We start from the raw sequence: 25,776 nt of genomic DNA on the forward strand, positions 1-25,776 counted from the left end.
CATTATGGTGCCGGTTATGATGGTGCCCGGACCGTTTGTGTTTATGACTGTTTTTGTGACTATTTTTACGCGTGCTTGACGTGAAGGACAGCATGGAAACTATCCTTCGGCCGAGCTAGAAACATGTTTGCGCTGTGCTTGAAACAGCTTAGGCAAGTCTTCCGCACGTTGTGGCCGGGCAATCTTAAAACCCTGGATTTCGTCACATCCTGATACCTGCAGTAGCTCAAGTTGAGCATCATTCTCGACACCCTCGGCTATCACCCGCATATCTAACGCGTGGGCAAGATGCGAGATCGTACCAATAATGGCCCGATCAGCAGCAGAATGTTCAATCCGCGATATAAAAGTGCGGTCAATCTTGAGGCAGTTTGCCGGAAGATCACGCAGATATTGCAGCGAGGAATAGCCGGTTCCGAAATCATCAATAGAAATGCCGACACCGGCCTTGCGCAATCGATGTAATGTCTGGCTCACGTGATCATTGTTATGGAGCAAGAGTTCTTCGGTAATCTCCACCACGATTTTCGACGGATCAATATCATTCAGTTCGATATTCTTGAGTATGTCTTCACAGACATTCTGGTTCTGAAACTGTCTTGGAGACACGTTTATGGCAACGCGGGGAAGCTCGACGCCCTCATCCGCTGATTGCCGAATCTGGCTGCAAACCTCTGCGATAACCCATTTGCCCAGAGTGTCCATAATCCCGGTGTCATCGGCTACACGGATGAACTGAACCGGCAGCAGACGTCCGCGGGTCGGATGATCCCAGCGGATCAAGGCTTCCAACCCGACATAGTTTAGTGTTTTTGCATCCACTATCGGCTGATATTCAAGGACGAACTGATTTTGACTCAACGCATCCCGCAGTTCAATCTCTAGCGCAGCGTCAGCCTGTGCGATCTGGTTCATTCCCTCAGAGAAGAAGCGATGGCAATTGCGGCCATTGGCTTTTGCGTCATACATGGCCAGATCGGCGAGCCTTAGCAGTTCTTCATATTCATTGCCGTCTGAAGGGATTAAGCTGACACCGATGCTGGCGCCGATTACCTGTTCAATGCCGCTGATTGAATAGGGCTCGTTGATCGCTTTCAGGATTTTGGTGCAACGAGAATTGATCGTATCAGCACCATCAACCTCGCCGAGAATAATCGCAAATTCGTCCCCGCCAATCCGTGCTGCAAAATCATCGGGACCGATAATATCCAACAATCTTTCTGCAACTTCCCGCAAAAGGGTGTCGCCGCTATGATGGCCTCTTGTATCGTTAATCACCTTGAACCGGTCGAGATCAAGCAAAAGAAGCGCGGCCTCTTTTCCCGATTTCTGGCAGGTGTCGATTGCCTTGCGAACCTTTTCTGCAAGCAAGGCGCGATTGGGAAGCCCGGTTAGCATGTCATGCAAGGCCAGATGGGTGCGATGCTCTTCAGCAAATTTACGGGCGGTAATGTCAACCGCTGTTGTCAATACGCCAATGGTTTCGCCCTTGTGATTGAGCAGCGGAGATTTGTTGCAATGGAAAATAAGCTCCACACCGTCACTGGTGAACTTCTCTTCATAATGAGGAATGGGCTGTTCAGATCTCAGAACGACCTTATTTCGACGGTCAGAATTTCGCGCTAATTCTGGGCCCAGCAAATCGCCAAAGTCTCTTCCGACCATTTCATCTGGCGTTTTATCAAACAGTGCCGATTGATAAGCGTTGGTGAACAGGCATCGTCCCGAACGATCTGTAGCATTGATCATGATCGGTATCGTATCGATGATCTGTTCCAACATGCTCTTGTTTGTTGGAGCGCTATGTTCGGTATTGTCAGTAACCGACGCGTGTTTGCGCTCAATCTCGGAAGCGCGCTTGCGCAGATTGACACTTTTCTCACTTTTGGTGAGCAATGACATCGCTCTTTTGCAAAATTCTACATGCGAAACCGGGCTTTGAAGAAAGTCAGTGGCTCCAGCATCGAGTGCGGACAGCCGACATTCACGGTCCTGATGCGCCGTAATGACAATCGCCGGTACATCACTGCAACTCGACATTTTGCGGACTTTTTTGATGAATTCTGCACCATTCATCTTGGGCATGCGATAGTCCACAACCAGCAACTCAGCCGTATTTTTGTGTAGCCAGTCTAGCGCTTCGACAGGATCAGCAAATGTCACGGAAGAGTATTTCTCCCCCATGATTGTCACGAACTGGGCATAAATCCTGAGATTTGTAGGCCGGTCATCAACGATAAGAACACGCGTGGTCATAGGGATGCAATAGGCTGCGATAATCAAAATAAGGTTAACACATAATTGGTTGTGTAAAGCTCTGAATTCTATGCACCCAGATGTGGAAAAACAGCGCTCAAGCGTTGAGCAGAAAAACATCCCCGCCAGCGGCGGCCGTATTACATGTCACAGTCTTTTCGTGGACGAAACGATCATGTGAGTCCTGCAGTGTGAGAATTGGCAATATTGCTCCATTTCTTTCGGCAATTGCTGCTCCTAAGGCAATCATAGCTGGATCGATCGGGTCGACGATGATTCCGCCGATTAATCCGGCCTGTAGCTGACGGAAAATATCTTCCGGTTCTGAGATCGCAGATTGTTGTACCAAATTATCAATGCCGGTTATTTCATTGATCGCGTTGCTCAGCTGTTCAACATTCCCATCGGATTGTTGCCGATCAATCTGCAGGAAACTGTTTCCGGTGACCAAGGCACGAGCGCAGGCAGTTAAGACAGCCGTTTGATCTTGAAGCAAGGAAACAACAAGGCCGCGCCCTTTGATACTATATATATTCGTTTCTCCTGCGGGAGACGCGAGGGAGATATTTGTGGTTAGGATCTCATTTCGAAGTGAGCGTTCGCGACTTAGGATTTGTCCGAATTTATCTGGAGCAGCTTCCGTCAAAAGAGTCAGGCCATTGTCGTCAGACGAAATAGCACTCCATTGATCGTGAGACTTGATCCCAGCTGCGATCGAGTTCGCAAAATTGACAGAGGGAACGCGTTGATGCTCCATTGGTTCTTTGATGGGCTTTTCCACCATCATATTTTCGTCAGACTTTTCACCTTTGGAAAGCCTCAGCAAATATAGCGGTCCTCCAGCTTTTGGACCTGTTCCTGACAGCCCTTGGCCACCGAATGGTTGAACGCCTACGACGGCGCCAATCTGATTGCGGTTGATGTAAATGTTGCCCACTTGAGCGCGTTCAGCCATGTCTTCGGATAATCCGTCAATGCGACTGTGAATTCCCAGAGTCAGCCCAAATCCACTATTGTTGATTTTATCAATCACAGCCATTTTCTCATCTGCCTTAAAGCGGACAACATGCAGTACGGGACCAAAAATCTCGCGATCGAGATCGGAAATGTCATTGAGCTCATATGCGACCGGATTAACAAAGTGTCCTTTGTTTGATTGACCATCTTCCATAATGAGTTCTGATGAGACGCCGATTTTTCGTCCTATCTCGTCCAAGCGGTCCAAATGACTGGTGATGTTCTGTTTGGCTGCTGCATCAATAACCGGACCAACATCATTGGATATATGCCAAGGATCGCCAACTTTAAGGGCCTGCATTGCTCCGCGAAGCAAGTCGATAAACTGGTCGGCGATGTCGTCCTGTACGCACAATATTCGCAGGGCTGAGCAACGCTGTCCGGCGCTTTGAAAAGCAGATGAAATGACAGCGTCTACAGTCTGCTCTGGGAGTGCCGATGAATCGACAATCATGGCATTGATACCACCGGTTTCAGCAATTAACGGAGTCAGCGGTCGACCGACCTGAGCCAATCTTCGCGTAATGCGTTTGGCTGTGGTCGTGGATCCGGTAAAGCAGACGGCTGCTGCCAGCGAATGGGAGATCAATGCCTCGCCTATTAGCGCGCCAGAACCCGGAAGCAAGTTAACCGCTGCACCATCAATTCCGACATCATGCAATAAGCGTATGGCTTCCGCAGCAATAAGCGGCGTCTGTTCGGCAGGTTTGGCGACCACCGTGTTACCTGCGGCAAGTGCTGCGGTGATCTGGCCTAGAAAAATCGCAAGTGGGAAGTTCCAGGGCGAAATACATATGGTCACGCCCAGAGGTTGGCGCTTGCTGAAAGACGGTGCTCTTGCCTGCTCAGCATAGTATCGACAAAAATCCACGGCCTCGCGGACCTCGTCAATTGCGTCACCCCATGTTTTTCCTGCTTCCTTGATCGCAAGATAATGAAAAAGACCGGATCGTTTTTCCAAAAGATCGGCCGCATCTTCAAGTAAGCCGGCGCGTTCTGCCGCGGAGCGACGGGACCAGCTTTTAAATGCTTCCTGAGCCGTAACCATCGCAATATTAGCCGCATTCTCGTCCGCGATAACAACAGAGCCAATTTGTTCTGAGGTTATCGCTGGATTAAATACAGGTGCTTCATCGCCTTGAATTTCCGCACCTGCGATGATCGGGGCGGAGATATGTGTTTGTTTCGCCGCGGTATTGAGTTCTTCTTGAAATCTCAAGCGATGCATCGAGTTCGCTAAATCCCAACCTTTTGCGGTTTTTCGTTCACTACTCAGATACTGTTTCGGCGGCGGGATTTTTTGGTTTGCGATGGTCGGATGTTGCGCCAATGCTGCAATCGGATCACGAATCAATGTCGATAATTCAATATTTGGATCGGCCAGCTTGTGCACAAACGAACTGTTGGCTCCGTTCTCCAACAATCGCCGAATAAGATAAGAGAGTAAGTCTTTCTGGGTGCCAACCGGCGCATATATTCGACTGTAGATTTGGGGTTGGTCGAGAAGTCCATCATGCAGTTCTTGTCCCATGCCAAACAGCCGTTGGACTTCGATCGGGCGCTCGGGACCTGCGAGTTCCTTCACAGCAGCAATGCTATCGGCATTATGTGTGGCGAACTGAGCCACAAAGTGATCAGGGCTGGCTAACAATTTTTGTGCGCAGGTGAGATAGCTGAGATCGGTCATCTCCTTACGGGTAAAAACCGGGTAGGTTTCGAGTCCCATTTCCTGCGCGCGCTTTATCTCACTATCCCAATAAGCACCTTTGACCAGACGAATGAAAAGCGGTGCCTGCAATTGAGCGGCTTGCTTGGCCAACCAATCGATCAAGGGCAGGGCGCGCCTTTGATAAGCCTGAACTACGAACCCCAAACCTTTCCAGCCTTTCAGCTCGGGCGTGGCGACAAGCATGGCAAGAACATCCATCGATATGTCGAGCCGTTCTGTCTCTTCGGCATCAATCGTGATCTGGATGTTGGCCGCTCGTGCTTTAATCGCCAACGGAAGCAGCATTGCCGCTATTTCCGGAACAGCATGCTCTGCCTGTGCAAATTCATAACGCGGGTGAAGCGCAGATAGTTTGATGGAGATGCTATGATTTCTGCTTGGGTCATCGGAGTCTGCGTGGGCAGCAACCCGATCCAATGCATCGGCATATGACTTATAATATTTTTGCGCATCGGTTGCCGTGCGTGCGGCTTCGCCCAGCATATCAAAGGAAAAAACATAGCCTTGGCGACTATATTTCTCGCCTCGCCTGATTGCGCTATCCAGTGTTTCTGCGAACACAAACTGGGAAGAAAGCGCTTTGATTGCGGTGCGGATCGCGAAGCGCAATTTGGCATTGCCTATTTTTGCAATGACTTTTGTGAGCGGGTTACTGGCGCTTTTGTTCCAGTGTAGCCAGCGATCAGTCAGATGGAGTAGTCGCCCTGACAGGCTCATCGCTAGCGTATGTCCGACGCCGCTATGAGACAGCCAGTCGCGGCCGATTAGCTTGTCTTGGATAAGTTCGTCAGCGGTAGTTGCATTCGTGGTCCGCGATAGTGCTTCGGCCAATCGCATCAGCTGCACCCCTTCGTCACTCGACAAACCATATTCTGTCAAAAACTGATCGATCAAAGGCCGATTTTGAGAATGACGGAGCTGTTCAACCAGCAAGGTGCTAGCCTCTGATATCCGGTTCCACGCAGCGCGATCGAGATTAAGCTCTCTTTGCATCTGCTCATGCAAATCGCGCTCGCTCCGCCACGTAGCGGAGGCCATTTTTGTTCGGAGGTTATTATCGACCTTGGTGATAGCGAGATGTTGATTCATTGGGTGAATTTATCATTCAGCCGCAGGAATTCAGAGGTTGATATTTGAGCTATTGTAGAACAATATACTAAATAGCATGCATAAAATAGACCAAATGGACCATAAAATGAATGATGTGAGGGGCCTCGATAAATTTGATTGGCGTATATTGGAGGCCGTTCAGAATGACGGACGGCTTTCTCTTTCGGCGCTATCGGCACATGTAGGTTTATCCAAGACGCCGTGCCAGGTCCGCCTCAAGCGTCTGGAGGAAGAGGGGTATATAACGGGCTATCATGGGCGTCTTAACATGCGCAAAATTCGGAGAAATTATGTTGTATTCATTCAGGTAAAGCTGGAAGCAACCAGCCGCCGCCATTTAGAACAGTTTAATGTTGCAGTTAGCAAGATGGATGCGATTCAATCCTGCTACATGATGGCTGGCGGTTTCGATTATTTGTTGAAGGTCCGCTGCCGCAACATGGAGGAGTATCGCATCATCCTCACCGACGATATCAACAGTCTTCCTGGCGTGTACCAAACAACTACCTTTCCGGTTATGGAAGAGGTGAAGCGGACCCTGGGTGTTGATCTTAGTGGACAAATATAGGTGTTTATGAGGATGATTGTCCCATCTCCAGAGCCTCCGCGTCGAGATTAGTCCAATTTGGTTTCAATGTTCCTTGTTAAAACAGGTGGAATTGAGCAGTCGGTGAACGGGTTTAAGACAAGAACAATGATGTTCATCAGTTTCTTGTCGACATTTGTTGCCGAGGGGGCTGGCTATGGAATTCACACATGCCGAGATACTGGACATATTATCCACCAAACATAAGGTGATAGAAGCCAAACAAGTCGCTTTTCGGGGAAGGTTGCAGCATTTTCAGCGCCTTGGTTTTCCCGCCGGTGCCAACACAGGAAAGGGAAGGGTGGCTTCCTACTCGTGGCCTGAGCTGTTTCTGATTGGTCTGGCCTTGGACTGCTTGGAAATTGGTTCCACCCCAGACCGGAGCGTAAATGAAATCATAAAATTTGAGGATGTTTTTTTGTCGGCGGTAGCAAGCGTTGCTATTGGCAATTCAGATGAAGCGAATGAAGATTTTCGATGCTTCCTGATTGTGGAATTATCCAACCTGATGTCCTTAAAAGAGGAAAAAGATTGGAGCCAGACCGTCAAGCTGCTCTCTCATAAAAATATGATGGAAATTCTCTCCCCCGAGGGGTTGGACGCGTTCCGCTCACCCTATGCACTGATAGATCTGCGTCAGTTTCTGGCGGCAATACTGAATGGTGTTTTTGGCTGTGCCGACCGGTCGAAGAAAAGGATTTTGAATGATCTTAAGGCTTGGGCGATCGGCCAAGCGGAATAATCTCTTGCGGCTTTAGGGCGTTCTGATCACCTATTCAGGCCTTCAGCTTGGAAACCGGTTGATCCAATCCAATTGTGAGGTTGAGGATATCGGTTGAGCGGTATAGCGTCGTACGAAACCTATTTGGAGTAAGAGTTGTGATTCCTGGCGAGCATTATGAGCAGCAATATCTCGATCTAATGCGTCACATTTGGACTCATGGTGATGAGCGGACGGATCGTACGGGCGTTGGAACGAGATCAATTTTTGGAGCGACAATGCGCTTCGATCTGGCAAATGACTCGATTCCGCTCCTTACAACCAAACGGGTCTTCTGGAAGACAGCCACTCGGGAGATGCTTTGGTTTCTGACTGGAGACACCAATATCCGATCACTGGTAGAGCAGAAAGTCCATATTTGGACCGACTGGCCGTTGGATAAATATCGGAAAGAAACCGGCGAAGATATTGATCGCGATGCTTTTGAGCAGCGGATAGTTGAAGACGATCAATTTGCAAAACAATGGGGTGATTTAGGGCCGGTTTACGGAACGCAATGGGTTAACTGGCCTCGCTATACGCCGGCAGGCGAGGGGCTTTACCGCCGCGAAGAGAAAGGGATCAATCAAATCAAGCTGTTGATTGATGGATTGAAGCATAATCCGGGTTCGCGGCGGCATATCTTTACGGGTTGGAATGTTGCTGAGCTTGATCAGATGGCACTGCCGCCCTGTCATAAAACATATCAGTTCTATGTAGCTGGCGGAAAATTGTCTGCAGTGCTTTATCAGCGCAGTTGTGACCTCGGGTTGGGTTTTGCATTTAATGTATATTCAGCCGCCTTGCTCGTTCGCATGATTGCACAACAATGCGAACTTGAGCCTGGTGAACTAGTTTGGAATGGCGGAGATGTCCATCTCTATCTGAATCACGCGGAGCTTGTTGAGGAGCAATTATCACGTCAGCCATCAGGACAGCCCAAGTTCAAAATACTACGCAAACCTGAATCCATTTTTCACTATCAAATTGCCGATTTTAAAGTTGAGGATTATGCTCCACAGGCCCATATTTCTGCGCCTGTAGCTGTCTGAAAGACAAGTTCTGGAAAAGTCAAAATATTGCGCCAACCAGTTACTGCCGGACAAGGTTGAGCAACTTTATTGCGAGCTGGGAATGTAAGTTTACAATAAAGTATGATATTAATATCGAATTGACGAGTCGTAGGGGATTCTCAATAAATAGTAGTGCGGAGTAGTTCATCCAACTTTAGGGAGAGCTGAAATGCCACTTCAAACCATTAGTCGTGCCTTATTCGTAACTGTATCTGCAACAGCTTGTGTCGCCGGATTGGCGGCAACTGCACAAGCTCAAACAGAACTGAACGTAGCAGACAATACTGCACAATCTCGTCCCGTAATGGTTGAAAATGCTCCCAGTATTGTAATTCGGGACGATCTTACTTTAGATGACCCGCCCCCGGTCGGTGTCTTTGACAATATTGTAGATGTTACAGGCGTCGGACAAATGACCACGCGACCTGACCAGAATACTTTTGGGCTTGGCCTATGCACTGGCACATTGATCAATCCTCGGACGGTTATATTTGCAGCCCATTGTGTGAATAGCCAAGCGGCCGAAAGCTATGGATTTGCAACGGGTGGTACAGCGATTGCGTTCGGTTTTAGCGCTGATAATCTTCCTGCTGTTAGACGGTGGGTCGGACTTGATGGTGGCGCCGCAAATCAGACTGACGTCGATTTCAATATCTATAATGTGGAGCAAGTCTGGTATGATGAACGTTCAATTCCAACCGGATTCCTCGAGGCAGATGTTGCTCTTGCGACGCTCGATACACACGCTGATGGGGTTCCGACCTGGACGCTCCTATTCTCTCCTTTGAGAGAAGAAACACACGGTGTTATCAATGGGTATGGCGCGCGAGGATTAGGGCCTGACGGTTCCAATCTTGGAATTGATTTCCGTCGCCGTATTGCAGAGAATATGATTTCGTCCGCTAGCTCGCTAGATGACAGGAACAATTTTCTCTTCGGCCCCGGTGATCCAGCATTACCGCAAACCCTTTACAACACGGATTTTGACAGCCCGGACGGCGAAGCAGTATTTGACTCAACAGATGGTCGATTTGATTTCGATCTTTACGATGGGGCTGCACTGCCACGTGAAGGAACTACTGCTGGCGGTGATTCCGGCAGTGCATTGGTCGCGGACGAACTTTTCGATACGCCTGTGATCACGTCGGTATTGTCCGGTGGTTCCAGATTTTTCGGAAGTGATCCCGAGGATCCACTGACATTTCAACCCTTTTCGTCTTACGGGACACAGAGCTTCTATCAGCCGCTTTATCTGTTCTGGGATCAGATTGTTGCAAATAACAGCTATGTCTATGCTTCCAGCCGCGCCGGAACGCGCAATTGGATGAACCCTCGTCATTGGGTGCAGGATATGGATCCGAACTATGGCATTAGTGTTGATGGTGAACTCGTCAACGCCTTGCCTGGATTTGAGGCACCAGGCGTCACGGGTGACACACCCAAATTCGGGAATGTGTGTTTTCTGGACGACTGTCTGGATCTCTCAACACTCAGCGTAGAATTTGATGAAGGAACACCAAATAGTGTCTTCATAGAAGGTGGTCCGGGTAGCCGCAATTTTGTGCCGAATAATGTGGTCGCTGATCCATCAGCTGGCGTTCGCGCACGCTATTTTGAAGTTACATTAGCGGCAAACGGAGCGACAAGGCTTCGCGACGATGTGACGATCGACCGGCTAAATATCGAAGGCGCTGCTCGGCTCGACATTCGTAGGCGTGGGAACCTCAAAGTCTGGGGTGATTATACACAGACCGGTGGCTGGCTCGATCTTCGGGGCACCCTGACAACCGGTGAAGCCTTCCTCGGTGTAGGACTAATAACCGGTAATGGGTTGTTCGATCCGACATTCCTGACGTCTGTCAATGGTTCGATAGCGCCTGGTCGCAACTTTGGAGACAGGGGAACTCTGACGATTGCAGGCGATGTCATATTTGCTTCCGGAACATTGGCAATTTTTGATGTCAGCCGGCGCGGTAATGACAAGCTGGCAGTGATCGGCGACGCGGATAACTCCGGCATCATTTCGCTAGGCGGTACCGCAGCTGTGGTGAATGCCTTTGGGCGCCGTAGTGCTCGCTTTGGTCAGACGTTTGAGATTATTACGGCCGAAGGTGGTGTTGAAAACACCTTTGATGATGTTGTGGGCCGGATTGGTGTTCTTTATCCGGAGCTGATTTACGGTTCGAACAACGTTACCGCCAGAATGCGGGCTCTCCGTTTCTCGGATTTCTTCAACAGTAACGGTGTCACCAATCCATTTTCATTGGCGTTTGGCCGAGCGCTTGATGGAGCTCGCGGCAGTTCCTACTCTGACTTGAGTGATGTGTTTGGGTTGATTGATGTCATGGAGGCAGGTCAGTTGAACGCTACCTTCCAAAGTCTATCGGCGACCCAGGCGGGCCGTACAACGACGCTCGATCAACAACAAAGTTCTGCTATGCGCAGTCTTGTGTCTGATCGGCTGTCGCTGTTGGGTGCCAAAGACGGTGTGAAAGGCAGGATCAAGATTATTGGTGCTCCAGGGGTTTTGAATAACCGACAGATTACCAATAGTTCGGCCTCACAACTTAGCTTTGCCGGAAACTACCAGTCTTCAAACTGGAATGCAGTCCAATTGCCAGAGAATATGAGCGGCTTTATGTCGGCTGGATATAACCAGTCTACATTGGCCTATGGTGGCAATGGTGCGGAGGACAGACAGGGAAGCTGGCATATCGCGATGGGGCTAGAATTCGGTCTGGATGACCGCACAACTTTCGGGACGGCCTTTGGCTACGCTGATGGTGCCCAGCAAGTGAGCGGTAGTCTGGCGAATGTTGAGACCAATCAAGCATCAGTCTATGGCAACTATCGTCTCGGTGGTAACTTCTATATCGGCGGTCAAGCATCCATGTCTCATTCCCGGATCGGTTCCGACAGCAGGGTTAGCAGTGGAACTGCTCTGAATAATCTGGATACGAGTTCCTTGGCTTTTGCGAGCGAGATCGAGGCTGGCTATAATATCGATGTTGATGGTTTGCTGCTCACGCCGCGCGCCAGTATCGGTTATTCGTCCTATAGTGTTGATGGCTTCCGCGATAACGCCGGGAGTCTTGCAATGGCTGTGGATGAAATCAGCCGGTCTGGTCTGGAGGCCAAAGTTGGGCTTAAGATTTCCGGTAACACAAAAATGGGTTTTGCGTCGGGATGGTCATTCCAGCCTGAAATGAAACTTGACTATGTGAACCGGATTTCAGGGAATGATACAGACTTTAATGTGAGATTCCTGGATGCCGAAAACTTGCCGTTCGCATTACCCATAGGATTGCAGGATGCGTCTTATGGTGAGATGAAGGGAGGATTTAATCTGACCAACGGCCCATTGAGTTTCGGTGCTGCCATAGAAACTAGGCTGGGTCAGCAGATCTATAGAGATGATCGTGCAGTCGTGAATATGGCTATACGCTTCTGAATATAGACATCTCCCAAGATAAAGTGGAAAAGGGGAGCAGATATCTGCTCCCCTTTTTTATTGAAGGCGCATAGGACAGCGACATTGACCTTTTTGATGATTTGAAATAATATAACAACCGATTGAAACAATTGTTGCACCGCAGCAATTGGCTAAACAGGAGATTTTGGATGGCTGACGAAAATAGCAAAGCCAATTTGCCGCCACTGTCCTTGCATGTTCCCGAACCCAAATATCGTCCAGGCGACGCGGTTGACTATAGCGATGTCGAAATTCCTAAGGCCGGCGACCAACCGCGGCCTGATGAGAGCAGTGACCCGGCGAGCATGCGCGATATGGTGTACGACATGGTGCGTGTGTTGGATGATGACTATAAAGCGGTTGGTCCATGGAATCCGAAGCTTTCTGACGACACGCTTCTCAAAATGCTCAAAACCATGGCGCAGGTGCGTGCCTTTGACGACCGATTGCACCGAATGCAGCGCCAGGGCAAAACCAGTTTTTACATGAAATCGACGGGTGAAGAAGCGACGTCAGTTGCGGCAGCCATGGCCCTGCATAGCGATGATATGTGTTTTCCGAGCTATCGGCAGCAGGGCATACTTTTTGTCCGGGGCTATCCAATGGTCGATATGATCAACCAGATTTTCTCCAATCGGGAAGACAAGTTAAAAGGCCGCCAGCTTCCCATCATGTATTGTTCGCGGCGACTGGGATTTTTTTCCATTTCCGGCAATCTCGCGACACAATATCCGCAAGCTGTTGGATGGGCGATGGCTAGCGCTGCCAAAGGCGATACGCGTATCGCAGCAACGTGGTGCGGTGAAGGTTCTACAGCTGAAGGCGACTTCCACAGTGCGATGACCTTTGCGACGGTATATAATGCACCGATTATCATGAATGTGGTGAACAACCAGTGGGCGATATCTTCTTTTTCCGGTTTTGCCGGCGGAGAGCGGACAACTTTTGCGGCACGGGCGGCAGGCTACGGCATTGCCGGTTTGCGGGTGGACGGCAATGATCCGCTGGCGGTTTATGCCGCGACCCAATGGGCAGCCGAACGTGCGCGCACCAATAATGGTCCGACCTTGATTGAACATTTCACGTATCGCGCGGAGGCACATAGTACCTCCGATGATCCGAGCGCCTATCGGAGTGCGCAAGAGCGCGAAGAATGGCCCTTGGGTGATCCGATAACCCGGCTGAAGCGGCATCTGATCCATCGCGGTGTATGGAGCAAGGAACAGCATGAAGCACTCGACAAAGAATGTATCGAGGCTGTGAAAGTGGCGACCAAGGAAGCCGAGAAAAATGGCATATTGGGTCACGGGCTTCACCAGCCATTTGAGACGATGTTCCAGGATGTCTTTGAAGAAATGCCTTGGCATCTGAAAGAGCAGAGCGAGCAAGCGAACAAGGAACGAGAAATCAAATGGCCAGATGCGGAGGCATCCAAATAATGGCAACCATGAACATGATAGAAGCCATTAATAGTGGCCTAGACAATATGATGGCGCGCGATGATGATGTCGTCATCATGGGTGAAGATGTCGGCTATTTTGGCGGCGTTTTCCGCGCGACTGCTGGTTTGCAAGAAAAGCACGGTAAGACGCGCTGTTTCGATACACCAATTAGCGAATGCGGGATTATTGGTGTGGCCGTCGGCATGGCGGCTTATGGGATGCGGCCTGTTCCGGAAATCCAATTTGCCGATTATATCTACCCTGGGCTCGATCAGCTTGTGTCAGAAGCCGCGCGTCTACGCTATCGATCGGCGGCTGAATTCACCAGTGCTATCACGGTGCGCTCTCCTTTTGGTGGGGGCATATTTGGTGGTCAGACGCATAGTCAGTCGCCGGAGAGTATGTTTACCCATGTCTGTGGGTTAAAGACGGTTATTCCTTCGACGCCTTATGATGCCAAGGGATTGCTGATTTCGGCGATTGAAGACAATGACCCTGTAATGTTCTTTGAACCTAAGCGGATCTATAATGGTCCGTTTACTGGCTATTATGACAAGCCAGTGGAACCATGGTCGAAATTTGAGGCTTCAGAGGTCCCGGAGGACTATTACAAGATACCGCTCGGCAAGGCGAACATTGTGCGGGAGGGCGAAGCGGTGACGGTTCTGGCTTACGGCACGATGGTGCATGTTGCTAACGCAGTGGTGGAAGAACATGGTATCGATGCAGAAGTCATTGATTTGCGCACACTGGTCCCGCTGGATATCGAGACGATTGAAGCATCGGTCAAGAAAACCGGGCGCTGCCTGATCATTCATGAGGCAACGCGAACCAGCGGTTTTGGTGCAGAACTTTCGGCATTGGTGCAGGAGCGGTGCTTCTATCATCTGGAAGCACCCATTGAGCGGGTTACCGGATTTGACACGCCTTACCCCCATTCGCTGGAATGGGCTTACTTCCCGGGACCGGTTCGGATTGGCGAGGCTTTGGATAAGATAGTCGGGGAGCTGACATCATGAGCATATACACTTTTAACCTGCCGGATATCGGCGAAGGCATTGCTGAGGCGGAGATCGTTGCTTGGCATGTGAAGGTTGGTGACCGGGTTGAGGAAGATGACCAGATTGCCGACATGATGACCGACAAGGCGACGGTTGAAATGGAGGCGCCGGTATCAGGAACGGTTGTTGCTGTTGCTGGGGAAGAGGGCGACATTATTGCGATTGGTTCGATGTTGGTTCAGATAGAGTCTGAAGTTGACGAAGGGGCCGCGGAAGAGGACATGGCGCAAAGTCGCGCGACGGCCGAGAGTGACGCTATGACGCCACCACAAGTTACTGAAATAAAAGACGAAAGTACGCCAAAGGCCGAAGCTCCAACGCCGGCGCCCGAAGTTGCCAAAGACGCGGTGGAACCACCACAAAGTGACGTCATGGCAGCAGATAACGCACCATCGGCAAAGGTTCTCGCGACCCCCGCTGTGCGCAAACGCGCTGCGGATCTGGGCGTCGATCTGAGCCTGGTAAAGGCTCAGGGTGAGCATATCCGGCATAGTGATCTGGACGCTTATCTGAGCTATGGCAGCGGGCAGGGCTATCGTCCCGCTGGCGCCTCTCAGAAGCGTGATGACGAGACAATCAAGGTCATCGGCATGCGCCGCAAGATCGCTCAGAACATGGCGGAATCGAAGCGCCATATTCCGCATTTTTCTTATGTCGATGAGATTGATATGACAGCGCTGGAGGACATGCGCGCGGACCTTAATGCCAATCGTGGTGACCGGCCAAAGCTGACTATGTTGCCTCTGATGATCGTTGCGATTTGCAAATCCTTGCCGCAGTTCCCGATGCTCAACGCGACCTATGACGACGAGGCTGGCCTTGTGACGCGTCATGGCGCTGTGCACCTGGGCATGGCCACCCAGACGGAACAGGGCCTCATGGTGCCTGTTATACGGGATGCACAGGACAAGAATATATGGCAATTGGCGGCAGATATCGGCCGTTTATCGGCTGCTGCGCGCGATGGTAGTGCAAAAGCAGATGAATTGTCGGGATCGACGCTGACATTGACGTCTCTGGGGCCTTTGGGTGGCATTGCGACCACACCCGTGATTCAACGTCCGCAGGTCGCCATTATCGGCCCTAACAAGATCGTCGAGCGCCCCATGATCATTGACGGCGAGATTCAAGCGCGCAAGCTTATGAATCTGTCGATCTCGTGTGATCACAGGGTCGTGGACGGCTATGATGCCGCCAGCTATGTGCAAGCGCTCAAGCATTTGCTCGAGACACCTGTTTTATTATTCGCTGACTGAAAGGCAGTGAATATTAGACGCAACTAACCCCTTAAAGCCCCAAACTTCCTAAGGTTTGCTGGTCAAATTTCAGGCGGAAGGTGATGAAGGGTCCATCTCTGGTATAGCGGCTTTCTTCAAAGTCGCGGTCTTCAAAACCCACCACATTATAGCCGAGCGAGATATAACCGTTTTTAAACGGCGTGATCCCGATGCTCGGTCCCCCGCTATAGGCAACGGACTCGAAATCCGTGCCTATCCGCGCAGTCGCCTGGCCGCCGATATCAATGGTGTCGGATAGGTCGAACTTGACGTCCGCACCGACCACATTGCTCCAGCCTTTGACATCATCTTCACCAAATTTATCGAAAACATAGCGGCTTCCCCAAAAGAAGCTATATTCTCCGGATTCAGTGAAAATTCCGTCATCCGCGTCAATCGGCGTATAATTGACGCTTAAACTATTGATAATTCTACGAGAAGTAACGTCACCGTTGACGAGAAGCGGTGCGCCGCCAATCGGTCCGGACGTGCCCGCGGTCGCATTGCGCACCCGGTCCTCGCGGAACTCGAGTTTTTCAAGCCACGACCAACGGCTGTCGGCTGGACGATGGGCCCAGCTGGCTTCCGCTTCGATCACCCTCGTGCTGGTGCCGGTTTCGTCTTCGGCAACAAAGATGCTGCCCAATGCTCCCAAAGCACTGCCTTCACCGATCTGTTTCAAAACGGCCGAGGTGAAACCATAGCGTTCCGAAATATCGCCATCGCGATATTCTGCCCGCGATACCCAGCTCCAATCATCGGTGCGGAAGGTCGCACCAGCGGTGACGGCGACGAAATCTTCCGTCAAACTACCATCATTGCCGAGAAAACCGCCGGAAGCAACAGGCTGTTCGTCGTTAATCACATCGCTGCGGTCAAAACCCCCCAAGGTTTCGTTGCCATCGAGTGAGAAATCGATCGTCCACTTGTCATCCAGCGGTATCGACTGGGTTAGACCGTAAGCCGCAAAAGTGCGCGGGCCAAATTCGGTAATTTCCTGTTGATTGGCGCTGACCACGGCGCGGGCCCCATCCCACGGCGCGACATCGACACCGATACGCGCGGTGCGTGCATCGATATTTTCACCGTCAGCAATCTCATAGGTACCGACCAATTTGATATCGTTGGTGATCGCATAGCGAGCGGTCACGCTGTGACGGGCCGGGAAGTCGATGCTTTCATCCTGACCGCCCAATGCGAACTCGGTTTGTGCGTCCAGTTCCAACTTTCCGTCGAATAGTTTTTGTGTTGCGCCAAGGCGGGCGAGTGTAGAGCGATTGACGCTGCCGTCAGACAATCTGTCTTCCGCATGGACGACACCGGCGCGCAAGGCCGTATCATCGCTGCGATATTCAATCTCTGCTGTTCCCGAACGCCGGCGCGCATCGGTGGTCAGGAAATTCTCTTGATAGCCGCTGGCGGATAGCGAAAGTTTGTCGCTCAAGCGTACCCGCGTATCGATGCCGAATTTGCGTGTGCCGCTTTCTGCCGCGTTGAGCTGTCCCAGGCCAAAGCCAGCGGATTGCTGACGTACATAGGCAAGCACATCGAAATTCGAACCATGATGCTCAGCCTCGACGAGCCAGGCCACAGCGCTATCTGCTCCGCGCTGCTCACCATTTAGCACATCGGCGGTTTTGTCTTCGCTGTCGCTGGACGCCACTTCTGCACGGAATTCGGTTTTCAGATTAGGACGATAGCGAACATCCACTCCTAGAAGATCGCTTTTGACGCTTTCATTCTCATCGTGGATTGCCGTCGCGCCGATTTTGAACTTCTTGTCCTTGGACTCGTAAGTCAGCCGGCCGCCGGCATTGAGATCACGTCCACCCACGCCCAACACTTCATATTCGGCGATGATGAATTGTGGATCCAGACCGCTGCTGCGGCTCAAAATCGGTTCACGGAAACGCAAGGTGCCAGCGAGATAGTCGATATCATAATCGATATGACGGGTTAGTTCTTTGCGCTCAACAATCCGGTCAGAACGCAGACGGTCGCGGGTTTCCAGCGTAATTCGTTCGCTATTCGCGATTATGTCACGTGTGGAGAGAGCGTAGGGACCGGACAGGCCATTGCCCTGAATTTCCTCACGACGGAAACGATTGGCGGCATCCGCGCCAAAGGCTAGCGCACTGACCTGTTCGCTGCGATATTCGGCTTTCACGCCGTTAAAGGCACGCTGGTAGCGAGCCAGTTCCGGTTCGTTGATGCCGGTTTCATAGTCACCGAACAGCGCATAAAATTGCGGACGTTCGAGCTTGAGATACAGGCGGCGAACCGATGCGGCATCGTAGCGTTGCTCGGAACGGTCGGCATAAACCGTGTAATAGCGGCGCGGGTCAATCACCCCGGCAAAGCGGGTTTCATCTTCTTCCTTGTCCGTGTCATAGGCGAGTGTCATCAGCCATTTGCCGGTGACACGGCCTTTGGCGTAAAGGGCGACGCGGCCATCGAGATTGATATTGTCATCATCCTCCGTGAGGTCTTCCAGGCGCTCGTCAAGGGTGTTGAAGCCGACGGTACCTGCTGCAAAACCGACCACAGTCCATGGGCGATCGCCGGGATCAAGCCAGGTTTCGATACGCTGCTCACGCGTTACTTCGCCGTCGCGGAACGGGAAGGTGACGCTGACAGAGCCAGATGCGGTTGTCGGAGCGAGTTCGATATAGGCAATGCCCTCATCGCCCTCGACGCGCCACACCGGGGCACCGCGTTCGAGGCCGGAAAGCTGGTTCGCCTGTTGCGCATCCACCTCGATGGCGGGAGCATAGGGGGCAGGGACGCTGAAGTCGCCGGTTGCGCCATGATGGGCAGGGCGGCCGTCACGATCCGTCAGGCGCACGGCCAAAATGGGCCGGGTTACACCGTCTGCGATCAAAACAGATTTGTCTTTGAGCAATTCCGCGTTGAGCGGACTGGCCGAATAATGCACTTCGCGAGTCAATTCTTCGACCAGCGTGCCGTTTTTGTCCAAAACGCGTGCAACAAGGGTGTTCTTGCGGTTTCTGATGTCCAGACCGCGCCATATGCTGACCTGTACCGACCCATTCGCGCTTTTCTCTTTGCCTTCAAATGACAACGGATTGACCTTCTCTCCGTTCAGAGAGAGTTCCACGCGCTGGCCTTTGCCATGCTTTACCGCTGCCCGAAGTGACTTAACCCGGGGATTATAGCCGGTTTCAGGGAAAATAAACGCGATACCGGGTGCTTGCCCAGCCAGCCAGTTACGCTCAGCGCCGGCGGCCTTTGCATCCGAAGCAATGTCTGGTTTCTGATAGGCTTGGATGGTCTGAATTTCCCGTGCTGCCACTTTGTGAGCCCGGAAATCTGCGCGTTTCAGTGCGCCGCCACGGCCTTCGACAAAGCGTGATATATCACTGCCAGCGGCGCGGGTATTCTGCGCGCAGTTAATCGGGGCCATATCGGCAGGGAAGGTCGATGGATCGACCTGTACGACGTGCAAGCCGGGCCTGATTCCTTCAAAATGATAGCGACCGTCTTCATCGGTAACGGTATAGGTTCCATCCTGCAGCATGACCCGAATTCCGCCAATTCCTGCGGCTTTACGAGGATCTACACTGCATCCGCCGTCGGTAATACGGCCGATAATGGTGAATCTTTCGGAGATGCCGTCCCTTTCAATACGCACGGGCACACTGGCGACAAGGCTTTCGGCACCGCGATTATCGCGGGCTTGAGCGATGTTTATTGCATCTCCAGGCTGGGCATCCTGACGGACTTCAGCCAAATAAGTGAGTAATCCGCTGCCCGCGGGTGCGAGAGCGGGCACGGTGACAGAAAATTCCTGTCCGTTGGGCCGCACAATGGGCGTTACGAGAGATCCGTTATAGCGAACGGTATCGATGCGCAGGCGCATCGCGTTCGGCAGCTGGTCCTCGATCGTAATCGCACCGGTTGTGCGCACCGGATCGCTGTTCTGCACGGTCACCCGATACTGAATGGCATCACCCGGCACGGCAATCGCAGTGGATACCTCCTTGGTGATGGTTATCGGTACGCCGGGCCTGTCCAGCGGGACGTCCACCCGCACCGGTGCCGGATCCTCTAGCGTTATGATCCCGCCATAGGAGCCATCCACAATGGTGAAAGGCAGACCGTCCGTGCGCCGGAAGCCTGCGAGCTCCTCGGGCGTGGCCGCCGATGGCGCTGTATAGGGCGCTGGTGGCTCTATCAGCAGCCTATACTGGCCGGGACGGGCAAACGGGAAGCGATAGAAGCCTTCGGTGAAATCATACACATTGCCGCCGCTGTCGGTCACAGATCCGCCGGAAATCACTGTGCTGGGGAACACAGAAACGCCGTCGTCGCCGAAAACTTCCGCTGGCAGGCCCGTAGCGACGTTTATGAGCGTCACTCGTGTGCCATCGACAGGGGCACCATCGCCGCTGTCGAAAGTTTCACCAAAGGGATCGATCAAAATCCCGAGTTCGACTGTGCCAATGGCACTACCGCTGACCTCATCAATACCGACATTGAGCTGATCGCCAGGCTGCACGGACAGGACGCAATCGCCCTGAACCGGCGCAGGCGGTATCGCTGCGGTATTGATCATGCCAACGAAACGGCCGCTATTTACGTCAGTTTCCACGATATTGATCGTCTCACGGTCGCCAGAGGGCGTGGTGAGGACAATATCGAAACTGTCGATAGCGGCACTACTCAAATTCTTGTTTGGGGCAAGAACTGAGACAATTAATGGTTCTCCGGCGCGGATACTATCGGTTGTGGCGATAGCAGCCGGATCGGTATTGGTTCCGGCAAACACACCGCGAAGCTCTACGGGGACATTGCCGCCGGAGCCTCTGCAGATGGTGCCTGGAAGGCGAAGCTGTTCCGCACCTGGCGGATCATCAAAATGGTATAACGTGATCTCAGGCGGCACTGTTGGGGGTGCTACGACCTGAATGTCGACGCGATTGGACGGGGTTTGCAGGCGGCTACTGCCCACATCCCATTCGGCCTCCGCAACATTGGTTATGATTGGGAAGCTTTGGGCATGCGCAGGAATCATAGAGGCAGGCGCGATCATCGCTCCTGCAGCAAGTGCCAGACTGACTGGCTTAATGAGATTGGTTAACCAACGCATCCAAAAAAGGGGAAGCGGCGGCTTTCCGAAACTACCGGAAAGCCGCCGCATTCCTCAATTCCTAGTCAACCGTTGCCCGGAAGAGCAGCGTTTCGGTGACGCCTGCGGCGACATCGCCGAGATCACCGGTAATCACGCCGCCAGCTTCTGCGAGCGTGCCCGCATCAGCATTGGTACCCGTGCCATCACATGCCAGGGCAGAACGAACACCGTTCGCAGCCGGAATTGTGGCCGGGCCTGTTCCAGGCGCCGTTGCATAGAATGATAGGTCCAGAGCGGAGATATCATCCGAAATGCTAACGCTTGTGGCGGTTGCACTGCCAGTCGCGTTGGTCACGGCGATACAATATTCGATAACCGCACCCGGAATGGATTTCGGGTTGGTGCTACCGTTTACTGGATCCCAAAGCACCGAACTGGACTTCACTACGCTGACATTTGCAGCGGAAATGACGAAGTTATCGGTGTCGGATGCCGATGCATTGACGAATACGTTATCGATATTCGCTGCGTTGACCGTACCATCTTCGGTGTTGGTCGCGCTGACGGTGTAATCACCACCAAGGCTTCCGCCCGTAGCACCTTCTTTGATGTCTGCGGTCAGCGTGATACCTGCGGCATCGCCAGTGGCTAGTCCAAGAGGAATATTGCCCACAACATAGACGGTTGCATTGGCGTCTTCAGCCAGCTCGTCGATGAACGTCGCGGTGTCTTCCGCTGGCTGATAGCCAGGAGTTGCGCCGGATTCTACGAAAATCAGCAAGCCCGTGACATCAAAGTCATCGGTGCCACTAAATGGCGTTGCCGTGCCGGTGGTCTGCTGAGCAGCGCTCAGTTCAAAGTCAACCACATCGTTGGAATCGTTGGTAACCGTATAGGTCAGGAAAGCCGGGTTCGGCGCGCCTGCTGTTTGGCCTGGCGTAACCGATTGGGCCGCGCCATTGGCTTCCGAAACGGTCAGGTCTAGCTTACGGTCAACCGTGAACGTGTCAGAATCGGTTTCCGCCGTCTGAGATACGCCGCCAACCTGATAGTTTACGGTAACATTATTGGTAATCGCGTCGCCTGCGGTTGTTCCTGCAGCAAAAGCCGGGTTTGCACCCAGCATTGCGGCAGTAACAGCGCCAGTGGCAACGAGAAGTTTCAGTTTACTGGTCATTACTGATCTCCTGTTTCACTCAACTGTGGATCGCCTTCACCCCCGCGGCGATCCGATACGGTTTGCGGTCATTTTACTGTTCCGCGAAATACAAGTTTTCCTTCTGAACCCACTGAAAGGGCACGATTAAATTTCCACTTGATATGTGTAACGTCACTCATCAGGGCAGGGCGAACCTCCCCGTTTGCGCGCGTATATTTGAGGGCCGAAAGCGACCCCCAGCTTTTGCCTCCATCAATGGAGACAATTTCGGTGCCATCAGACGTTCCATTGAACGCGACCGCTTTGGGGAGCGGGTTGGTGACAGAGAAATCGGTTGCCGGCGTGCTGCCAACATTCTTATATTTGAGAACGAAGACGAGATTATCGCCCGGAATGACCGTTTTCGGCTCTTCCAGCATGACGGAAGTTTTTCCGTTCGGATTCTCGACCTTGCGTTCGACAAAAACGTCGCTCGTCAGTGCGACATTATTGGCAGCCAAAGCCATGCCAGGCGTGATGCCCGGGATTACTATCGCTGCAAATGCTACTAAGCGTTTGAAAAAATTGATTTTCATCATCATTCCTCAATCTATCGTTACTTGAAAGGTGATGGTTCGGGTCTGGCCTCCCGAGACCGTGCCGAGAGCAACCGCAATTGCGCTGCCGTCAAAAGAGCCGGCATCAAGGTCGGCATCGCTATCGGTCAGGCCTGCGCCTTCCAATGTGATGGTTTCTGCCGTGTAAGTGGTGTCTGCCGGGATATCGTCAGTGATATTCAGGTTGGTCAGACTGCCTGAGCCGGTAATGGTCGCTACCAATTGATAGGTAATGGTCGCACCCGGAACAGGCTGGTTCCCGCCAAACTGATCGACGACCGTGGCACTTTTAACCACGGCAACCTGCGCGGCCTGTATCAGAAAGAAACTGCTGGCTTCCCCATCCGCACCTGTGGAGCCAACAACGGCGTCTCCGCCACCATCTCCTTGTCCGGCGAAGCTGGTGCCAGGAGTGCCGCTGCCGGTAATTGCTGCAGCGGACAGCTCGACTTCCGCGCGCTGGCCATCAGTGGCCGTGACGGGAATGTCGGAAAGAATGAAGATATTGACGCTGGCATCCGGCGCCAGAACGGGATCATTAGAGCCGGGGGAGTATAATGTGTCGACGCCGACATCAAAAACACCGTTATCGTTCGTATCTATGTAGATAACCGCATTGCTGGTGTCGAAGTCATCGCCACCTTTGGCGGTATCTGCAGTCAATGCGAATGCTTCGTTGCCATTGCCGGTATTGGTGACCTGATAAGATGTCACCTGCTGTGCCGCACCGCTATCAGATGCAATATCGCCGGGATCACCGGAAGCAACCGTTACATCAAGCAGCTCATCAACGGTGATTGTTACGGTGTTGGAGTCAATAACCACCGGTCCGCTAGGGCCATCATAAGTTGCCTGCGCAGTATTGAGAATATCGGTTCCGGCAATTGTGCCAGCAGCCTGAGCTGTTGACGCACCGAATGCCATCGCAGAGCAGGCCGCAACCAAAGTCATGGCGGCACGCATGGCGAGTAGTCCAGAAGACCGTTTAGGGCCGGTCAAATTTGCTTTTGGTGCATAATTCATGGGTTAGATATGCACGAGAAAGGCAAATATTTCGTAAAGATGACGTCAGAAACTGGTTGACGGCACTATCAGAAAATATCCCTGAAATCAGCGGTTTATGAAGTTGTTAAGACGCATTTTTCGGGTTTTGCTTAACGCTCTGTTAACTGTAACAAGTAGTAACATGGGTACAATGGTGTAAAATGGGCACCCGCAAATTTTCGTGCGGCGGGCGTAACGGGCGAACTGGCCGCACTCGTCAAATCGACGTCAAAACAGTCAATCTATTCGCGACAATTTTCCAAGCAAATCAACGTCAGGCAAATTTTCTTTGAATCTTTGCAAGAGTGTTGTTGACAGTCAGGCAGAGCTCTTATACTTGCGCTTCTCCACTGCATATCCCGGCGAACATGCCGGTGCATAAGCGGGTGTAGCTCAGTTGGTTAGAGCGCCGGCCTGTCACGCCGGAGGTCGCGAGTTCAAGTCTCGTCACTCGCGCCATTGCCTCAATCGAGGCAATTGGCGGTTCAGGAACGGAATTTCCCGGTATTTATCCAAAGCAGCAAGGGTTTGATCGGGTATATCCAGATAATCCCCGCGGTCACGTAGATCGGCAACTGCAACCAGAAATTCAAATCGCTGATCCAGTCGATCAGGTTGACGATAATACCGCTCCAGATCAATATGAAGACCAGCATCAAGATTACCCCAACCGGTGCGCGCCAATTGGGGGCGTCCGGTGGATTATGGGGTGTATTTTTGTCTGGTTCTACCGTCATGACGTCATGCCAACTCTTTGAATTATTTCAGATTCTGTGACAATCATATCTAAAGTGACGTCATGGGACTGCATGGGGATATTCTCCGCTTCCTGGACAGACCATGCGAGCCCAATTCGGGTTGCATTGGGGTGCACCGCAAAGCTTCTGTCATAATGCCCCTTGCCTTGTCCGAGTCGTCCCATGGATCGGTCAAAGGCAATCATCGGTGTGATGATGAGATCAGGCGTTACGACTGGACAATCGGCTGCAGGCTCGGAGATATTCTGATATCCGGTTTCCAGCAATTCGATATTATCGACCTGGCGGAATTCCAATGGAGAATCGCCAATAACTGCGGGAAAAGCCAATGTTTTTCCGATTTCGGTACAATATTCGGCGAGTCTTGCGGTCGGTGCTTCTGACCCCATGGCGCTATAAAGTGCGACGACGTCGCTCTGCTCTATCAGCTTGGCTAAAGGAGAGGGCGGACGGCGGAAAGCCAGGCCCTTTGTTGCTGTATCCAATTGACTGTAAAAGGCATCACGCCGCCGTCGATACTCTTCACGTAATTTCTTCTTATTATCTGATAAGTTATTCAAAGATTGGTCTTTCTTGGAGAAAGGTGACGGGACCGCCAGGGTCGTTTGCCGGAAAATCCTCTGACGCCAATTACGTCAGGTGGGCGCCATATGCTTCGAACCCGACTTCCGAAAAGTCCGCAATCCGAGCAGGGACAGCTCCCTTGGATGTTATATCGCCTCAGGGATGTTCGCTTCTGGCTCGTGCCAGGCAGTACCCGTCGAAAGATATCTAGGGATTATTACCGGTTTGCTCAAGGCTGTTTGCAAAGGCTTCTGCGCGATCGGCCAGTTTTTCAAGCGCTAGCAATATCCGTTCATCCTCGGCATCGTTGGTTTTTTGCGGTTTAGTGGCTGGTGGAATGGCGGCCTGCGGTGCCGGGCTATTGCCCCGCACAGCTTTGGTGCCATGCAGCTCATCGGCGAGCAAAAGCGATGTAAACAGCAACATTCGGCTTTCCGTCAATCCGGCAGGATCGCCGGCTTCGCCTGCTTTTGCGTCAACCATGGCACCCAATTTGCCAAGATGTTCTTCCTCACCATCCTGACAGGTGACCATGAACGATCGTCCGCCAATTTCCAGCTTTACCTGTGCCATATTAGCGCTCCTGTCGGGCGATCAGCCCGTCAATCGTATGAATAGCTTGTTTCATTTCTTCTTTCAGGGCCGCGTGGCGCTTTTCCAGCGCTGCATCAGGCTGATGGTTAGTCGCGGTTTCTTTGGCCGTTTCTATGCGGCTGAGCGCTCGTTCTATTCGGCCGATCGCTAGGATCACTCGTTCGTTTTCCATGACTTGGTTCCGAC

The 25,776-nt window shown here is 52.0% G+C and carries 17 protein-coding genes and 1 tRNA gene; 8 read left to right on the forward strand and 10 right to left on the reverse strand.

What is annotated here, in order from left to right:
- Nucleotides 1-99 precede the first annotated feature (99 nt).
- Both DG177_RS01340 and putA read right to left on the reverse strand, forming a co-directional pair.
- Nucleotides 100-2,256 (reverse strand): GGDEF/EAL domain-containing response regulator, encoded by a 2,157-nt coding sequence (locus tag DG177_RS01340; RefSeq protein ID WP_337658418.1) that lies wholly within the window; start codon nucleotides 2,254-2,256, stop codon nucleotides 100-102.
- A gap of 97 nt (nucleotides 2,257-2,353) precedes the next feature.
- On the reverse strand, nucleotides 2,354-6,091 hold the full coding sequence (putA, locus tag DG177_RS01345; RefSeq protein WP_108809841.1) for a bifunctional proline dehydrogenase/L-glutamate gamma-semialdehyde dehydrogenase PutA: 3,738 nt from the start codon (nucleotides 6,089-6,091) through the stop codon (nucleotides 2,354-2,356).
- A gap of 94 nt (nucleotides 6,092-6,185) precedes the next feature.
- On the opposite strand from putA, the gene DG177_RS01350 reads away from it, so the two are divergent.
- The 7 genes from DG177_RS01350 (at nucleotide 6,186) to DG177_RS01380 (ending at nucleotide 15,762) form a co-directional block, all read left to right on the forward strand.
- A complete protein-coding gene (locus tag DG177_RS01350; RefSeq protein ID WP_337658419.1) occupies nucleotides 6,186-6,680 on the forward strand; it encodes an Lrp/AsnC family transcriptional regulator in 495 nt (164 codons plus the stop codon).
- Nucleotides 6,681-6,906: 226 nt separating this feature from the next.
- Nucleotides 6,907-7,440: a hypothetical protein gene (locus DG177_RS01355; RefSeq protein ID WP_337658420.1), complete on the forward strand. Its 534-nt coding sequence runs from the start codon at nucleotides 6,907-6,909 to the stop codon at nucleotides 7,438-7,440.
- Between the two features lie 137 nt (nucleotides 7,441-7,577).
- Nucleotides 7,578-8,510: a thymidylate synthase gene (gene thyA, locus DG177_RS01360; protein ID WP_337658421.1), complete on the forward strand. Its 933-nt coding sequence runs from the start codon at nucleotides 7,578-7,580 to the stop codon at nucleotides 8,508-8,510.
- 190 nt (nucleotides 8,511-8,700) lie between these two features.
- Complete coding sequence (locus DG177_RS01365; protein ID WP_108809843.1) at nucleotides 8,701-11,982, forward strand: autotransporter domain-containing protein; 3,282 nt, start codon at nucleotides 8,701-8,703, stop codon at nucleotides 11,980-11,982.
- Nucleotides 11,983-12,152: 170 nt separating this feature from the next.
- Nucleotides 12,153-13,442: a thiamine pyrophosphate-dependent enzyme gene (locus DG177_RS01370; RefSeq protein ID WP_108809844.1), complete on the forward strand. Its 1,290-nt coding sequence runs from the start codon at nucleotides 12,153-12,155 to the stop codon at nucleotides 13,440-13,442.
- A gap of 8 nt (nucleotides 13,443-13,450) precedes the next feature.
- Complete coding sequence (locus tag DG177_RS01375; protein ID WP_108812715.1) at nucleotides 13,451-14,464, forward strand: transketolase C-terminal domain-containing protein; 1,014 nt, start codon at nucleotides 13,451-13,453, stop codon at nucleotides 14,462-14,464.
- Nucleotides 14,461-15,762, forward strand: a complete 1,302-nt coding sequence (locus tag DG177_RS01380) for a 2-oxo acid dehydrogenase subunit E2 (protein WP_108809845.1) — start codon at nucleotides 14,461-14,463, stop codon at nucleotides 15,760-15,762. The genes DG177_RS01375 and DG177_RS01380 overlap by 4 nt, the downstream gene beginning before the upstream one ends.
- Nucleotides 15,763-15,793: 31 nt before the next feature.
- On the opposite strand, the gene DG177_RS01385 is transcribed toward DG177_RS01380, so the two are convergent.
- The 4 genes from DG177_RS01385 to DG177_RS01400 all read right to left on the reverse strand — a co-directional run bounded on the left by DG177_RS01385 (nucleotide 15,794) and on the right by DG177_RS01400 (nucleotide 23,653).
- Nucleotides 15,794-20,944: a hypothetical protein gene (locus DG177_RS01385; RefSeq protein WP_337658422.1), complete on the reverse strand. Its 5,151-nt coding sequence runs from the start codon at nucleotides 20,942-20,944 to the stop codon at nucleotides 15,794-15,796.
- A 10-nt stretch (nucleotides 20,945-20,954) separates the two neighbouring features.
- The gene (locus DG177_RS01390) at nucleotides 20,955-22,052 is read right to left on the reverse strand and encodes a hypothetical protein (RefSeq protein ID WP_108809846.1); all 1,098 of its coding nucleotides are present in this window, start codon (nucleotides 22,050-22,052) and stop codon (nucleotides 20,955-20,957) included.
- A 68-nt stretch (nucleotides 22,053-22,120) separates the two neighbouring features.
- A complete protein-coding gene (locus DG177_RS01395; RefSeq protein ID WP_337658423.1) occupies nucleotides 22,121-22,615 on the reverse strand; it encodes a hypothetical protein in 495 nt (164 codons plus the stop codon).
- Between the two features lie 3 nt (nucleotides 22,616-22,618).
- Nucleotides 22,619-23,653: a hypothetical protein gene (locus DG177_RS01400; protein ID WP_337658424.1), complete on the reverse strand. Its 1,035-nt coding sequence runs from the start codon at nucleotides 23,651-23,653 to the stop codon at nucleotides 22,619-22,621.
- 403 nt (nucleotides 23,654-24,056) lie between these two features.
- Here DG177_RS01400 and DG177_RS01405 point away from each other — a divergent pair.
- Nucleotides 24,057-24,133, forward strand: a tRNA-Asp gene (locus tag DG177_RS01405).
- Nucleotides 24,134-24,159: 26 nt separating this feature from the next.
- Here the strand turns inward: DG177_RS01405 and DG177_RS01410 are convergent.
- From DG177_RS01410 to DG177_RS01425, 4 genes are all read right to left on the reverse strand, one after another.
- A complete protein-coding gene (locus tag DG177_RS01410) occupies nucleotides 24,160-24,411 on the reverse strand; it encodes a DUF2842 domain-containing protein (RefSeq protein WP_108809848.1) in 252 nt (83 codons plus the stop codon).
- Complete coding sequence (locus DG177_RS01415; protein WP_337658425.1) at nucleotides 24,408-24,992, reverse strand: 5-formyltetrahydrofolate cyclo-ligase; 585 nt, start codon at nucleotides 24,990-24,992, stop codon at nucleotides 24,408-24,410. Before DG177_RS01415 ends, DG177_RS01410 begins: the two co-directional genes overlap by 4 nt.
- 211 nt (nucleotides 24,993-25,203) lie before the next feature.
- The gene (locus tag DG177_RS01420) at nucleotides 25,204-25,569 is read right to left on the reverse strand and encodes a cell division protein ZapA (RefSeq protein WP_108809850.1); all 366 of its coding nucleotides are present in this window, start codon (nucleotides 25,567-25,569) and stop codon (nucleotides 25,204-25,206) included.
- A 1-nt stretch (nucleotide 25,570) separates the two neighbouring features.
- Nucleotides 25,571-25,762: a hypothetical protein gene (locus DG177_RS01425; RefSeq protein ID WP_108809851.1), complete on the reverse strand. Its 192-nt coding sequence runs from the start codon at nucleotides 25,760-25,762 to the stop codon at nucleotides 25,571-25,573.
- Nucleotides 25,763-25,776: the final 14 nt, after the last annotated feature.

Origin of the sequence: Sphingorhabdus sp. Alg231-15, assembly GCF_900149705.1 — a bacterium.
Lineage (GTDB): Bacteria > Pseudomonadota > Alphaproteobacteria > Sphingomonadales > Sphingomonadaceae > Parasphingorhabdus.

Coding starts and splice junctions, on each gene's coding strand:
- DG177_RS01340 (WP_337658418.1), bottom strand. CDS start 2,256: ATGACCACGCGTGTTCTTATCGTTGATGACCGGCCTACAAATCTCAGG.
- putA (WP_108809841.1), bottom strand. CDS start 6,091: ATGAATCAACATCTCGCTATCACCAAGGTCGATAATAACCTCCGAACA.
- DG177_RS01350 (WP_337658419.1), top strand. CDS start 6,186: ATGGACCATAAAATGAATGATGTGAGGGGCCTCGATAAATTTGATTGG.
- DG177_RS01365 (WP_108809843.1), top strand. CDS start 8,701: ATGCCACTTCAAACCATTAGTCGTGCCTTATTCGTAACTGTATCTGCA.
- DG177_RS01370 (WP_108809844.1), top strand. CDS start 12,153: ATGGCTGACGAAAATAGCAAAGCCAATTTGCCGCCACTGTCCTTGCAT.
- DG177_RS01375 (WP_108812715.1), top strand. CDS start 13,451: ATGAACATGATAGAAGCCATTAATAGTGGCCTAGACAATATGATGGCG.
- DG177_RS01380 (WP_108809845.1), top strand. CDS start 14,461: ATGAGCATATACACTTTTAACCTGCCGGATATCGGCGAAGGCATTGCT.
- DG177_RS01385 (WP_337658422.1), bottom strand. CDS start 20,944: ATGCGGCGGCTTTCCGGTAGTTTCGGAAAGCCGCCGCTTCCCCTTTTT.
- DG177_RS01390 (WP_108809846.1), bottom strand. CDS start 22,052: ATGACCAGTAAACTGAAACTTCTCGTTGCCACTGGCGCTGTTACTGCC.
- DG177_RS01395 (WP_337658423.1), bottom strand. CDS start 22,615: ATGATGATGAAAATCAATTTTTTCAAACGCTTAGTAGCATTTGCAGCG.
- DG177_RS01400 (WP_337658424.1), bottom strand. CDS start 23,653: ATGAATTATGCACCAAAAGCAAATTTGACCGGCCCTAAACGGTCTTCT.
- DG177_RS01410 (WP_108809848.1), bottom strand. CDS start 24,411: ATGACGGTAGAACCAGACAAAAATACACCCCATAATCCACCGGACGCC.
- DG177_RS01420 (WP_108809850.1), bottom strand. CDS start 25,569: ATGGCACAGGTAAAGCTGGAAATTGGCGGACGATCGTTCATGGTCACC.
- DG177_RS01425 (WP_108809851.1), bottom strand. CDS start 25,762: ATGGAAAACGAACGAGTGATCCTAGCGATCGGCCGAATAGAACGAGCG.